Origin of the sequence: Agrobacterium sp. BT-220-3 (genome assembly GCF_025910175.1) — a bacterium.
GTDB classification, from domain to species: domain Bacteria; phylum Pseudomonadota; class Alphaproteobacteria; order Rhizobiales; family Rhizobiaceae; genus Agrobacterium; species Agrobacterium oryzihabitans.
The window spans coordinates 201,813-214,669 of record NZ_JAPAIX010000004.1 but is presented as its reverse complement, the minus strand read 5'-3'; the positions used below and the strand labels follow the sequence as shown (position 1 = coordinate 214,669).

Genomic DNA, 12,857 nt, shown 5'->3' with positions numbered 1-12,857 from the left:
GACAAGCCATCCTAAGGAGTAAATAAAATGGCACTTAAAATTCGTCTCGCACGCGGTGGTTCCAAGAAGCGCCCGTATTACCAGATCGTCGTTGCTGACGCCCGTTCGCCCCGCGACGGCCGCTTCCTCGAGAAGGTCGGTTCCTGGAACCCGATGCTCGCCAAGGACAACCCGCAGCGCGTTGAGCTGAAGGCTGACCTTATCAAGGAATGGATCGCCAAGGGCGCACAGCCGACCGACCGCGTTCTGCGCTTCCTCGCAGAGGCCGGCCTTGCCGAGCGCGCCGCTCGCAGCAACCCGGAAAAGGCACTGCCGGGCAAGCGCGCCCTGGAACGCGTCGCAGAAAAGAAGCAGAAGGCTGAAGATGCAGCCGCTGCTGCTGCGGAAGCCTCTGCCGCAGAATAATCTGCGCGGAATCTTTTGAAGAACGGGTGGCGTGGTTTTCCATGCTGCCCGTTTTTTGTTTATTTTGGCGTCAACAAACCTTAAAGCTGACGCAACCAACACCAGAAGACGGACGGCCCGATGGCAAAGCTGGAAAACCCGGTACTCATGGCAAAGATCGGCGGCGCGCAGGGTCTGCGCGGCGAAGTCCGTGTCAGCACCTATACGGCCGATCCGATGGCGCTCGGCGATTATGGCAATCTGGTCACCGCCGATGGCCGTATCTTCGAAATTCTGGAGGTTCGCGAGGGCAAGAATGTGGTCGTCGTCCGTTTCAGGGGCGTCAACGATCGCAATGCGGCGGAAAGCCTGAACGGTCTGGAACTGTTCATCGACCGCGACAACCTTCCCGACGACGAACTTGATGACGACGAGTTTTATTATGCCGATCTCGAAGGGCTGGAAGCCGTCGATGCCGAAGGCAAAAGTTATGGTGCCGTCAGCGCCGTTTACGATTTCGGCGCGGGTGACCTGCTGGAACTCAAAGGCGCTGGCCGCCGACCCGCGCTCATTCCGTTTTCCGAATCTGCCGTGCTTGAAATCGATCTGGAAGGCGGCCGTATTCTCATCGATCCCATGGCTGCCGGCCTGATCGACAATCCGGACGACAAAGACGAAACCGGCGGATCGCCGTTCGGCAAGAAATAAAACCATGACGTTCAAGGCTACCGTTCTCACGCTCTACCCGGAAATGTTTCCGGGGCACCTGGGATATTCGCTGGCGGGCAAGGCGCTGGAGCGCGAGCAATGGTCGCTTGAGGCCGTGCAGATCCGCGAATTCGCCACCGACAGGCACAGAAGCGTCGACGACACCCCGGCAGGCGGTGGCGCCGGCATGGTGCTGAAACCCGACATTCTGGCAGCCGCCATCGACCATGTTTCCAATGGCGATACCCGACCGCGCCTGCTGATGAGCCCGCGCGGCAAGCCACTGTCGCAGGACCGTGTGCGCGAACTGGCGGCGGGCGACGGCGCGATCATCGTGTGCGGACGCTTCGAAGGTGTCGACCAGCGGGTCATAGAGGCACGCGGGCTGGAGGAAGTGTCGATCGGCGACTACATCCTCTCCGGCGGTGAACCTGCGGCGTTGACGCTTCTGGACGCCGTCGTCCGCATTCTGCCGGGCGTGATGGGCAACGATCTGTCCGGCGTTCATGAAAGCTTCGAAGGCGGGCTTCTGGAGCACCCGCATTATACCCGGCCACAGGTCTGGGAAGGCCGTGACATTCCTGCCGTTCTCACCTCCGGCAACCATGCCGTCATCGACAAGTGGCGGCACGAGCAGGCGCTGGCGCTGACGAAGGAAAGACGGCCAGATCTTCTCAAAAAAGCTCAGGTCGAAACGAAGTAATAGGCCGTCAATATCAGCCCGACCGCGATCACCAGCCAGCGGATGATCCATTGCGGCACCCGCCTTGCCGTGTGCACGCCCGCATATCCGCCAAGTGCAGCCGCCGGGAACATGATGAGAGCCGCCCACCAGGAAACGACGCCGCCACTGACGAAGATCGTAATCGCGATGACGGCGATCACCACCGACAGGAGGTTCTTCAGCGCGTTCAGATGATGGTAGCTGCCGCCCGAGGTCATTCCGAGGATGGCCAGCATCATGATGCCCATTCCCGCCCCGAAAAAACCGCCATAGATGGAGGCGAGCCCCTGAAAGACGAGGCTCGGCAGATTACCAGGTGACCGTTCCGCACTGGCCTTGGGCCGCAGCCATGGGCCGGCAGCGAAAACGACGGTCGCGGCCAGAAGCAGCCACGGAACCAGCTGGCGGAAGGAAGGATTGTCGAGCGACAGCAGCAGAAGCGATCCGGCCAGCCCGCCGACAACGGAAACGACAGACAGGAGGATAGCCTCCCGCCAATGCGCACGGATTTCCGGACCGTAGGCGATCACCGACGTGATGTAGCCCGGAAACTGCACGATCGCCGACGTGGCGTTGGCGACGATGGGCGGCAGGCCGGCAAGCGTCATCGCTCCGAAGGTCAGGAAGGTGCCGCCACCGGCAATCGCATTGACGACGCCCGACAGGAAACCGGTCGCAAACAGCATGAGAACGATGAAAACTGACATGGCCCCTCCCAAGGTATTCATGCCATAGCCGGAGGAATGCGCCTTCGCAACCACCCGAGCGCGACGCAGAATTGATAAAATATTGTCATGAAAGGGATGACAAATGGCGCTGCCTCGTGTATATGCCCGCGTGGAATTGGGGTTTTCCCCTTTAACCGTAATCAAAGAATGGCGAACCCGCTCCTGCCGCAAGGCATGGTCCGAAGGCATTGACCAACGGACGAACGTTGAGCGCTCTGGCTGTTTCAGAAGAAATCAGAGGTTAACATGACCAACATCATTCAGCAGCTGGAAGCCGAACAGGCTGCCAAGATCGAAGCAAAGCGTACCCTGCCTGAGTTTTCTCCGGGCGACACGCTGCGCGTCAACGTTCGCGTGACGGAAGGTAACCGTACCCGCGTTCAGGCCTACGAAGGCGTTTGCATTGCCCGTTCCGGCGGTGGCCTTTCCGAAAGCTTCACCGTTCGCAAGATCTCCTACGGCGAAGGCGTCGAGCGCGTATTCCCGATCTACTCCCCGCTGGTCGAAGGCGTTGAGATCGTTCGCCGCGGTAAGGTTCGCCGCGCGAAGCTCTACTACCTGCGCGACCGTCGCGGCAAGGCTGCCCGTATCGTTGAAAACACCGGTACCCGCGCCCGCAAGCTGAACGAGTCCGAGCGTCAGGCCGTTGCCGAAGAAAAGGCACGTCTGGAAGCTGAAAAGGTAGCAGCAGCACAGGCTCTCGCCGCCGAGAAGGCAGCAGCCGAAGCAGCAGAAGCCAAGGCAGCGGAAGAAGCAGCGAAGGCTGCGGAAACTGCAGCGGAATAAGATTTCCATTTAGATGGATTGACGAAAAGGCGGTCTTCGGGCCGCCTTTTTTGTTGCGCAAAAATATCAGGGAGATTCGAAACGCGGCGCAGCGGGACCGGCCTTTTTCGCGTCCACGCCCTTCAAAATACATCGACCGGCCGAGTTCAAAAAGCATATTGCTTTAGGTCTTACTCGAACAGCATTGCCTAATTTCACTTATTGTGCAATTTTCATGCAGTTTTAGGTGTTGATATGCTTTTTTTTAATTCTTTTTTAACAAAAAATAAGAGCGCTTTTTTTGCTGTTGGCCTTGCCAGCGCATTGATGAATATACTTCATCTTTCAGGCTCTCTCTTCATGCTGGAGGTCTACGACCGCATTCTGCCAAGCAAGAGTATTCCATCTCTTGTGGCGCTGGTCGTTCTCCTTGTGGTCCTCTATGCGTTTCTGATGGGCTTTGATGTTTTGCGAGGCCGGATATTGGCACGCATCTCGGACAATATGGATGACGCGCTCAATCAGAAGCTTTTCAGGGCATCGATCAGTGCGCCGCTGGTTGCCTCCGCTAAAGTCGACGGGCTGCAGATCGTTGGCGATCTGGATCAGATGCGTCAGTTTCTTTCCGGCCCCGGCCCCGGCGCGTTTTTCGATATTCCGTGGCTGCCGATCTATCTGCTGATCTGTTTTGCCCTGCATCCCTGGATCGGTTTTGCCGTGCTTGGCGGCGCGGTCGTCCTGGTTATACTGACGCTTCTGACCAACTGGCTGACGGAAAGGGCAACCAAGCAGGCTTACGCCGTGCGTGGGCAGAGAAACGCCCTCGTCGGCAGCACCCAGCGCAACATCGAATCCATCAAAACCATGGGCATGATGGGGGCGGTGACATCGATGTGGGACGGTCTGCATAACCAGTACCGCGCCGTCACCCTGTCGACGTCAGATACGGCAGGCATGCTCGGTGCAATTTCCAGAACATTCCGCCTGCTGCTGCAGTCCGGCGTCATGGCCATCGGCGCCGTGCTGGTTATCGACGGGAATGCCTCAGCGGGCAGCATCATCGCAGGCTCGATCCTTTCGGCAAAGGCGCTTGGCCCTGTTGAACATGCGATTGCGAACTGGCGCGGCTTCATGACCGCGCGGCAGGGCTGGAAGCGCGTCAACGAATTTCTTGAACTGGTGCCGGAACCCGCTCCGCCGCTTTCCCTGCCGCGTCCGCAATTTACCGTGGCCGTTGATCGCGTAACCGGTGGCCCACCCAATGGCGCGCGGGACACCGTTGCCGATATTTCGTTCACATTGAATGCGGGCGATGGTCTTGGGATCATTGGCCCCAGTGCCTCCGGCAAATCCACGCTGGCGCGTCTCATAACCGGGATCTGGCCTTATGAGCGCGGCTCCGTGCGCTTCGACGGGGCGGCATTGAACCAGTGGGATTTCGAAGTTCTCGGCAAATCCATCGGTTATATGCCCCAGCAGGTGGAACTGATGCCGGGGACTGTGGCGCAGAACATCGCCCGCTTCGATCGTGATGCGACGGCGGAATCCATTGTATCCGCCGCCAAGGCCGCACAGGTGCACGAGCTCATCCTCAACCTGCCCAATGGTTACGATACCTATATTGGCGACCGCGGAGAGGCATTGTCAGGCGGGCAGAAACAGCGCATCGGCCTTGCACGCGCACTTTTCGGCGAGCCCTTCTTCGTGCTTCTCGACGAACCGAACTCCAATCTGGACAGCGAAGGCGAGGCAGCCCTGCGCAATGCCATCGCGGACATCCGGGCGCGGGGCGGCATCGTCGTCGTCATTGCCCATCGCCCCAGCGCCATCGAAAGCATCAATCTCGTGATGGTAATGAGCAATGGCCGGATGTTCCGCTTCGGCACCAAGGAAGAGGTGCTTGCGCAGATCCTGCGGCAGAACATCCATCAGGTACCGGCAGCAGAGGAAGAAACACGCAAGATCGAAAACCGGGTGAGCGAAAATGGCTGAGACAAAGAAAGCCGGTTTGACGCATGCGTCTATCGCCAAACACTCGGCTGCGGTGATCGTTCTGGCTATCGGTCTTCTGGTTGGATTGGGAGGCTGGGCGGCTCTGGCAAAACTTGCCGGCGCGGTCGTCGCCACCGGTCGGGTTGTTGTGGAAGGCAATTCCAAGAAGATCCAGCATCTCTCCGGCGGTATCGTCAGCGAAATCGATGTTGCCGAAGGTGACAGGGTCGACGCCGGCCAGGTTTTGCTGCGCCTGAGCGATACGATCGTCCAGGCCAACCTGTCCATTGTCGAGAACACGCTGGCACAACTCTATTCGCGCCGGGCGCGTCTGGGGGCTGAGCTTGCCGAGGCATCTTCCTTTTCCGTTCCAGAAGATCTGGAGGCCCTGACGAATTCCAAGGCTGCAAAGACGTTTATCGATAGCGAACAGAGCCTTTTCAGCAGCCGCCGCAACGCGCTGAGCGGCATGAAAAAGCAGTTGGCGACGCGTAAGGACCAGCTTGCCGATGAGGCCCGGGGCCTCGGTGTTCAGGTGGGAGCGACCGACAACGAGCTTGTCATCGTCAAGGAAGATGTTTCCAAGACGCAGGAGCTCTACAGCAAGGGGCTCGTGACGCTTCAGCGCCTTAATCTCCTGAAGCGCCAGCTTTCCAATCTCGAAGGCCAGCAGGGCCAGTACATGGCGGCCAGGGCCCAGACGGTGGGCAAACTGAGCGAACTGGACCTGCAGTTGCTGCAGCTTGACGAAGACCGCAAGTCCGAGGTGACCAAAGATCTGACGTCGATCGAAGCGACGGTGGCGGAATATGAAGAACGGCTTGCGGCAACACGCGACCAGCTGGATCGCCTCGATATTCGCTCGCCCATTGCAGGACGCATCTATCAGCTCTCGGTGCACAACATAAACGGTGTCATCCAGCCGGGTGAAGTGCTGATGCTCGTGGTGCCGGAAAAGGAAGAGCTTGCAATCGAGGCCAACATAGTTCCGCGAGACATCGACCAGATTTACGTGGGACAGCCGGTGACCATTCGGTTCACGGCATTCAATCAAAGTACTACGCCGGATGTCAGCGCGGAGGTCGCCGTCGTTGCTCCCGATCTGCAAACGGATTCCCGAACTGGAACATCCTATTATTCGCTGCGCATCAAACCAAGCAAAGCTGGAATGGAACATCTTCCCGGCGGAAAACTATATCCCGGCATGCCCGCAGAAGTATTCATACAGACAAGCGAAAGAAGCGTTCTTTCTTATTTTGTAAAACCATTCCAGGATAGACTGAGAGAAACGTTCATACAGGAATAAACTACTTTAGAAATTCCGTTTCATAGTAAAATTTTCACGAAAGGACGCTATCGAATCAAAAATCAATTTTTCTAAAAAAACAATTTAATATATATTGTACTGTCAATTTTTATGGATTAGATATCACAGGCATATTTATCCAAAAGTAAATTTCACATCATTTCATTCTCAAAAATTTATGGGAGAGTAACATGGCATTAACAGTAACTTTCGGTAATGGCGGTGCCTCCACGGTTTCATCGCTCACCAATCTGGTCGATCAGGAAGCTTATAAGCTCCTCACGGAATCCACGACGCAGACCAAGAACGGCTCCTCGCTCGATTCCGGCGTAGTCAACGTCGCGGCCGTCTCGGTTCCCGGCAGTGGTGCAGGCGGAAATGTCGATGTTGGATACAACGCCGCTTCGAACGGCTTCACCTTTGACGTAACGTCGGCATGGAACTCGGTGAAAAACGTTCTCGCCAAGTCCGAGACCTCTGAAAATCTTTCGTTCAAAGATTTCGTTCACGTTGACGTTTACCTTGGCGGCACAGGTTCTTCCAATGTCGAAGTTCTGAACGCCAAACGCGGCAATATCACCACAGGCGCTGGCAACGACACGGTCACCGTCTCCGTCGTTTCGAATGACAGTGGTTGGGTAAATGCCTTCAACATCGACACCGGTGCAGGCAACGACACCATCACCGTCAAGGCTGGCACGGCGTTCAACAGCGCCTCTGCTGCGGGCACGGGCGGTATTGCTGCCGGCACTAATGTTGTGAACGGTGGCGCTGGCGTCACCGACGGCAGCTTCACCTCCGTCACAATCAACGCTGGCGCCGGTAACGATACGATCGATCTCAGCGGCGTAAAGCTTGCTTCTTCGCTGGTAACGGGCGGCACGGGTATCGACCACATCATTGCAAGCGCTGGCGCCGATACCTTCGTCTTCAATCTGGGCGACATGGCCAAGAGCATTGTTACCGACACCATCACCGGCTTCAATGCGTCGATGGACAAGCTGAAGCTGGTCGGCACGACAATCAGCAACTGGACAGTGTCGACCTATGAGGCAGACACCATTGTAAGCTACAACGTTGATGGCGCGCACAAGGGCGAGAAAATCGTTCTTGAGGGTGTTCACCTGACGGGCAGCGACTGGTTCACTGCATAATTCTCTACAAGAGAATTTCTGCACAATACCCCTTAAATAGTAGTGGCCCGGACACATGTACGGGCCACAATTTTTTATGTTGATGTGGCAGGGGACGGCTTTGATCGAGAAGTCCCAACAGCTGGCGAGGTGCCCCCATTGTCGCCTTCCGAAATCAGGCCGCCTCCGCCTGATTGCCCATTTTGCGCGCCGCGATGATGACGAGCACACCTGCTAGCGCAAGGCAGAAGGCAAGGAAGAACATTGGCGCAATCGTGCTGCCGGTTTGATCCTTGATCCATGGCACCACGTTCTGCGCCACGAAACCACCCAGATTGCCGACGGAGTTGATGGCGGCGATGCCGGCAGCGGCACCTGCTCCCCTCAGGAAGCGGCCGGGCAGGCTCCAGAACACCGGCTGGCCGGCGAAAATGCCCGCAGCGGCGATGCAGAGGAAGGCAAACTGCAGGACCGGGTCGCTGAGCAGCGCAGACATCAGCAGGCAAAACGCGCCGACGAAGGCAGGGCCGACGATATAAGGCGTCTTGTTCTTCGCCTTGTCGGCTGCCAGAGGCACGACGAAGAGGGCGACAGCCACGATCACCCAGGGGATGATGTTGATGAAGCCGTTGGCGGTGTTGGAAACGCCGAAGCTCTTCACGATTGTCGGCAGCCAGTAGCTGAGACCATAGGCCGCCAGCGGAAAGCCGACATAGCAAAGCGCCATGAACAGCACACGCGGATTGATCAGGGCCTTGAAGCCATCCTCCGCATGCTCTTCCATGCCCTTGTTTTCTTCGGCCAAGCGGTTCTTCAACCAGTCCTTCTCAGCCTGGGTCAGGAACTTCGCCTTTTCCGGTGTATCATCCAGATAGAAGAAGGTGGCTATACCGGCGATGACGGCGGGAATACCCGTTGCCAGGAACACCCACTCCCAGCCGGCATAACCAAGGAAACCATCGAGATCGAGCAGCATGCCGCCGAGCGGTGCGCCGATCGCATTGGCAAGCGCACTGAAGATCATGAACAGGCCGATCATGCGGCCGCGATAATCGCGCGGGAACCACAGCGTCATCAGGAACAGCACGCCCGGGAAGAAACCGGCCTCGCAAAGCCCCAGCAGGAAGCGCAGGATGTAGAACATCGTGGCATTCTGCGTATAGGCAAGCGCGATGGTGACGGCACCCCAGGAAACCAGAATGCGGGCGAACCATTTGCTGGCGCCAAAACGGTTGAGGAACAGATTGCTGGGCACTTCGAAAATGAAATACCCGATGAAGAACAGCGAAGCGCCAAGTCCATAGGCATATTCGCTGAGGCTCAGCGCATCGACCATCTGCAGCTTGGCATAGCTGACGTTTTGCCGGTCGATATAGGCGATGAGATAGAGAAGGCCAAGAAACGGCATCAGCCGCCAGGTGATCTTCGAGATAAGGGATTTTTCCGATACCATATGCTTTTCCCTCCCTTCGATTGCTCGTCGAAATGCAAATGATAAGGGGACCCATCTATATGTGCGTCGCAAAATACGCAAGTTGCATTGCATCATAACCAATGGTGAAAGGGCTGCAAAACAGGCACTTCAAGGTCGCAAGCAGATGGTGCGGCGCACATTTAAGTCGCCGCGTCAGCGTTTTACGGTCGGCGTGCATTCATATTGCCGCGAAACCGGCAATCTGCTATGAAGACCGCCATGGGATCTAAATTCGGATGTCTCGCGCAGAATGTATATGTGCTGCAGGACCACAAGCGTCTGCCGGCACGATTTTTCGCGCGCATTTCCGGGGCGCTCAACAGCCGACTTAGGCTCGCCTGACAGCACCACGCTGTCCACCGCCGTACTGAACCCTGATTTACCTTTTCCATGACAAGGCAATTGAGCCATGAGCGCATCCAGCACCCTGCCCCGCACCCTCTATGACAAGATCTGGGACGACCACGTCGTCAATCGTGATCCGGACGGGACCTGTCTTCTCTATATCGACCGTCACCTGGTCCATGAGGTGACGAGCCCGCAGGCCTTCGAAGGCCTGCGCATCGCCGGTCGACCGGTCCATTCGCCCACCCGCACACTCGCTGTCGTTGATCATAACGTGCCCACCACAGCCGACCGGCTGGAAGGCATCAAGAATGAAGAAAGCCGCATCCAGGTGGAAGCGCTTGCGCAGAACGCCAGGGATTTCGGTGTCGAATATTATTCCGAGCGTGACAAGCGCCAGGGCATCGTCCACATCGTCGGCCCTGAACAGGGCTTTACCCTGCCGGGCATGACGATCGTCTGCGGCGATAGCCACACCTCCACCCACGGCGCTTTCGGCGCGCTGGCGCATGGTATCGGCACGTCTGAAGTGGAGCATGTTCTGGCGACCCAGACACTGATCCAGAAGAAGGCCAAGAACATGCTGGTGCGTGTCGATGGCAAGGTTCCGGATGGCGTTACCGCCAAGGACATCATCCTCGCTATCATCGGTGAGATCGGCACGGCGGGTGGAACCGGCCATGTGATCGAATTTGCAGGCGAGGCGATCCGGTCACTCTCCATGGAAGGCCGTATGACGGTTTGCAACATGACCATCGAGGGCGGAGCCCGCGCCGGTCTGATCGCACCGGATGAGACCACCTTCGATTACATCAAGGGCAAGCCGCGCGCACCGCAGGGTGAGACGCTGGAACAGGCCATCGCCTATTGGAAAACGCTGAAATCCGACGAAGGTGCCCACTATGACAAGGTCGTAGTGCTCGACGCGGCCAACCTGCCGCCGATCGTCTCCTGGGGTTCTTCGCCTGAGGACGTGACTTCCGTAGAGGGCATCGTTCCCAATCCGGATGATATCGAGGAAGAAAACAAGCGCACGTCCAAGTGGCGTGCGCTGGATTATATGGGCCTGAAACCCGGCACACGCATCACCGATATTGCCATCGATCGCGTCTTCATCGGTTCCTGCACCAATGGTCGTATCGAGGATTTGCGTGCAGCCGCGAAGATCGTCGATGGCCGCAAGGTGGCTCCCACCGTTTCAGCCATGATTGTGCCCGGCTCCGGTCTCGTGAAGGAACAGGCGGAGAAGGAAGGTCTGGACAAGATCTTCCTCGAAGCCGGTTTTGAATGGCGCGAACCGGGATGCTCCATGTGCCTTGCCATGAATGACGACCGCTTGAAGCCCGGCGAACGCTGTGCCTCCACCTCGAACCGCAACTTCGAAGGCCGTCAGGGTTACAAGAGCCGCACTCACCTCGTCTCTCCCGCCATGGCGGCGGCAGCGGCCATCGCAGGTCATTTTGTCGATGTGCGTGAGTGGCAATAATTGCCGGACGGCGGCTTGAACAGCAAACCCCGGAGCGATCCGGGGTTTTTCTTTGAGCTTTATTCCGAAATGATCTTCACCCGCTGGCCGGGCTGAAGCGTGGCGGTGGCGCTCATCGCATTGATCATGCGGAACATGTCGAGCTTCCGGTCGGTCCCCATCATCCGCGCGGCGATCGTCGCCACGGTTTCACCGGACTTCACCGTCACCACCCGCACCCGCAGCGGCTTCAGCGAAGCGATCTCCGACGGAGTCATCTTGCGGAAGCTTGTGCGCAGCACATTGGCGATGGAATCAAGCTGCGCATTGCCCTTCGGCACCGCCGTCAGGAAACGGAATATCTGTTGCCCGACACGGATGACGGTCACGTCGAAATCCCATTTGTCGGCGGTCGCCCGGGCTGTGGCGGCTTCCAGGCCGTTTATCTGCGTTTCCTTCACGGTTTCCGGTATCAGGCCGGCAACCCAGCCGCTGGTCAGATAATTGGCAAGGGTGGTCTGCTTCGGGTCAGCCACGCCGTCGAAACGGATCGCCATATCGCCCGGCCCCGTTGCAAGCACCGCCTCCACCTTGTTGTCGATGACGAAACCTTCCGGCACGTCGAAGCGGATTCCGAGCGTTCCGTGGAGGAACGTCTGGCCCCTGACGTAACCTTCCTGCGGGCTGTCGCCATAAAGCAGGCCGTCTATGCCATCCAGAAACCAGTCGCGCCCACGGTCCCCGACCTGCCCCTCCTGGCCAAAGGCACGGGCGTGCCGGCGCGCAAGCTCGATGCGCTGCGGCGTGTTGGGGTGGCTCGAAAGGAAGTCGAGGCTCTGGTCGTTTTCCGGATCGGCCGAGGAAAAACGCGCATAGGCGGCCATGGAATCCAGAAAACGCGGCGATGCAAAGGGGTCATAACCGGCCTCACCCAACATACGCACGCCAATCACATCCGCCTGCAATTCCTGCTGGCGCGAAAAGGCCGCGAGCCGCAGCTTGCCACGTGCAAGCGCCTGCTTGCCGGCAAGATCGCTCGACAGAACCTCGGCAACCACGCGGCTCGCAATCACCTCCGCCTCTTCCCGGCGCTGGCGCTCGATACCGTGGTTTGCGGTGACATGGCCCATCTCATGCGACAGCACGGCTGCGACTTCCGAGGCATCGTTGGCGAGCGCGAGAAGCCCGCGCGTCACGTAGAGATAACCGCCCGGCAGCGCAAAGGCGTTGATGGCAGGCGAATTGAGGATGGTGATGCGGTAGGACTGCTGCGGGTTTTCCGAAACGGCTGTCAAAGCACCCGCGATGCGCGCGACGAGCCGCTCCGTCTTCGCGTCACGATATTCGCCGCCATAACTCGCCACGATACGCGGATGCTCGCGCGCGCCCATCTGGGCACGGGGATCGTTCTTCTGCACCTCTTCCACGGTCTGCGGATTGTCCGAGGGGCGCAGGGTGGACTGGTAGGCCGGGCTGAAGAGAGACTGGCACGACGACAGGAGCACAGCGGACGCCGTCAGCAAAGACCACGCGGCAGCCATCCTGCCCGAACGGCGAAGGCCTGAACGGGAGAAGAGCCTCCCCTGTGCAGTCATGCTATTTCTCATTCTCTATGCCTGCCCCTAACGTTCCTGATCATCCGTTAATTGCAGACCAGAATAACAGATTCGCCCCAACGAGCCATGAATGCCGAAACGGTAAAAACGATCCATCAAGTCCGGAATATTCCTGAAGAACGCAATAATTCTCGTCTTTTCTCGGGCAACAACTTGAAACTGGCAAGTGCAAATTAGCGCCATTGAAGTCATCTAAAGCGATTGCCAGCGAGGCGCG

Annotated in this window: 11 protein-coding genes; 8 read left to right on the top strand and 3 right to left on the bottom strand. The window is 58.0% G+C overall.

All coding sequences use genetic code 11. The annotated features are described in order from the left end of the window. Positions 1-27 precede the first annotated feature (27 nt). The 3 genes from rpsP (at position 28) to trmD (ending at position 1,795) form a co-directional block, all read left to right on the top strand. Positions 28-405 carry a 30S ribosomal protein S16 gene (rpsP, locus tag OK142_RS14190; RefSeq protein WP_003492498.1) on the top strand — a complete coding sequence of 126 codons (378 nt, stop codon included), beginning with the start codon at positions 28-30 and terminating at the stop codon, positions 403-405. Positions 406-525: 120 nt separating this feature from the next. Further along, the gene (gene rimM / locus OK142_RS14185; protein ID WP_003492500.1) at positions 526-1,092 is read left to right on the top strand and encodes a ribosome maturation factor RimM; all 567 of its coding nucleotides are present in this window, start codon (positions 526-528) and stop codon (positions 1,090-1,092) included. 4 nt (positions 1,093-1,096) lie between these two features. Further along, entirely contained in the window at positions 1,097-1,795 is a 699-nt protein-coding gene (gene trmD, locus OK142_RS14180) for a tRNA (guanosine(37)-N1)-methyltransferase TrmD (protein WP_498683422.1), read from the top strand. Here trmD and OK142_RS14175 read toward each other — a convergent pair. Beyond that, complete coding sequence (locus OK142_RS14175) at positions 1,777-2,523, bottom strand: sulfite exporter TauE/SafE family protein (RefSeq protein ID WP_498683420.1); 747 nt, start codon at positions 2,521-2,523, stop codon at positions 1,777-1,779. The genes trmD and OK142_RS14175 overlap by 19 nt on opposite strands. A gap of 267 nt (positions 2,524-2,790) precedes the next feature. On the opposite strand from OK142_RS14175, the gene rplS reads away from it, so the two are divergent. The 4 genes from rplS (at position 2,791) to OK142_RS14155 (ending at position 7,761) form a co-directional block, all read left to right on the top strand. Then, on the top strand, positions 2,791-3,330 hold the full coding sequence (rplS, locus tag OK142_RS14170) for a 50S ribosomal protein L19 (RefSeq protein ID WP_003492508.1): 540 nt from the start codon (positions 2,791-2,793) through the stop codon (positions 3,328-3,330). A gap of 234 nt (positions 3,331-3,564) precedes the next feature. Next, positions 3,565-5,301, top strand: coding sequence for a type I secretion system permease/ATPase (locus tag OK142_RS14165; RefSeq protein ID WP_498683418.1), 1,737 nt, complete (start codon positions 3,565-3,567; stop codon positions 5,299-5,301). Continuing rightward, a complete protein-coding gene (locus tag OK142_RS14160; protein ID WP_216330363.1) occupies positions 5,294-6,607 on the top strand; it encodes an HlyD family type I secretion periplasmic adaptor subunit in 1,314 nt (437 codons plus the stop codon). Before OK142_RS14165 ends, OK142_RS14160 begins: the two co-directional genes overlap by 8 nt. Positions 6,608-6,798: 191 nt before the next feature. After that, positions 6,799-7,761 carry a rhizobiocin gene (locus tag OK142_RS14155; protein WP_313610327.1) on the top strand — a complete coding sequence of 321 codons (963 nt, stop codon included), beginning with the start codon at positions 6,799-6,801 and terminating at the stop codon, positions 7,759-7,761. 154 nt (positions 7,762-7,915) lie between these two features. On the opposite strand, the gene OK142_RS14150 is transcribed toward OK142_RS14155, so the two are convergent. Beyond that, positions 7,916-9,193: an MFS transporter gene (locus OK142_RS14150; RefSeq protein ID WP_082183147.1), complete on the bottom strand. Its 1,278-nt coding sequence runs from the start codon at positions 9,191-9,193 to the stop codon at positions 7,916-7,918. Positions 9,194-9,623: 430 nt separating this feature from the next. Here OK142_RS14150 and leuC point away from each other — a divergent pair, with 430 nt between their 5' ends. Continuing rightward, positions 9,624-11,045, top strand: a complete 1,422-nt coding sequence (leuC, locus tag OK142_RS14145; protein WP_003492521.1) for a 3-isopropylmalate dehydratase large subunit — start codon at positions 9,624-9,626, stop codon at positions 11,043-11,045. Positions 11,046-11,104: 59 nt separating this feature from the next. Here the strand turns inward: leuC and OK142_RS14140 are convergent, their stop codons facing one another. Beyond that, positions 11,105-12,565 (bottom strand): M48 family metalloprotease, encoded by a 1,461-nt coding sequence (locus OK142_RS14140; RefSeq protein WP_003492523.1) that lies wholly within the window; start codon positions 12,563-12,565, stop codon positions 11,105-11,107. Positions 12,566-12,857 lie beyond the last annotated feature (292 nt).

What these genes read in the sequence shown, in the direction of transcription:
- rimM (WP_003492500.1), top strand. Translation starts at nt 526, where the DNA reads ATGGCAAAGCTGGAAAACCCGGTACTCATGGCAAAGATCGGCGGCGCG.
- OK142_RS14140 (WP_003492523.1), bottom strand. Translation starts at nt 12,565, where the DNA reads ATGGCTGCCGCGTGGTCTTTGCTGACGGCGTCCGCTGTGCTCCTGTCG.
- OK142_RS14175 (WP_498683420.1), bottom strand. Translation starts at nt 2,523, where the DNA reads ATGTCAGTTTTCATCGTTCTCATGCTGTTTGCGACCGGTTTCCTGTCG.
- rpsP (WP_003492498.1), top strand. Translation starts at nt 28, where the DNA reads ATGGCACTTAAAATTCGTCTCGCACGCGGTGGTTCCAAGAAGCGCCCG.
- trmD (WP_498683422.1), top strand. Translation starts at nt 1,097, where the DNA reads ATGACGTTCAAGGCTACCGTTCTCACGCTCTACCCGGAAATGTTTCCG.
- OK142_RS14160 (WP_216330363.1), top strand. Translation starts at nt 5,294, where the DNA reads ATGGCTGAGACAAAGAAAGCCGGTTTGACGCATGCGTCTATCGCCAAA.
- rplS (WP_003492508.1), top strand. Translation starts at nt 2,791, where the DNA reads ATGACCAACATCATTCAGCAGCTGGAAGCCGAACAGGCTGCCAAGATC.
- OK142_RS14165 (WP_498683418.1), top strand. Translation starts at nt 3,565, where the DNA reads ATGCTTTTTTTTAATTCTTTTTTAACAAAAAATAAGAGCGCTTTTTTT.
- leuC (WP_003492521.1), top strand. Translation starts at nt 9,624, where the DNA reads ATGAGCGCATCCAGCACCCTGCCCCGCACCCTCTATGACAAGATCTGG.
- OK142_RS14150 (WP_082183147.1), bottom strand. Translation starts at nt 9,193, where the DNA reads ATGGTATCGGAAAAATCCCTTATCTCGAAGATCACCTGGCGGCTGATG.
- OK142_RS14155 (WP_313610327.1), top strand. Translation starts at nt 6,799, where the DNA reads ATGGCATTAACAGTAACTTTCGGTAATGGCGGTGCCTCCACGGTTTCA.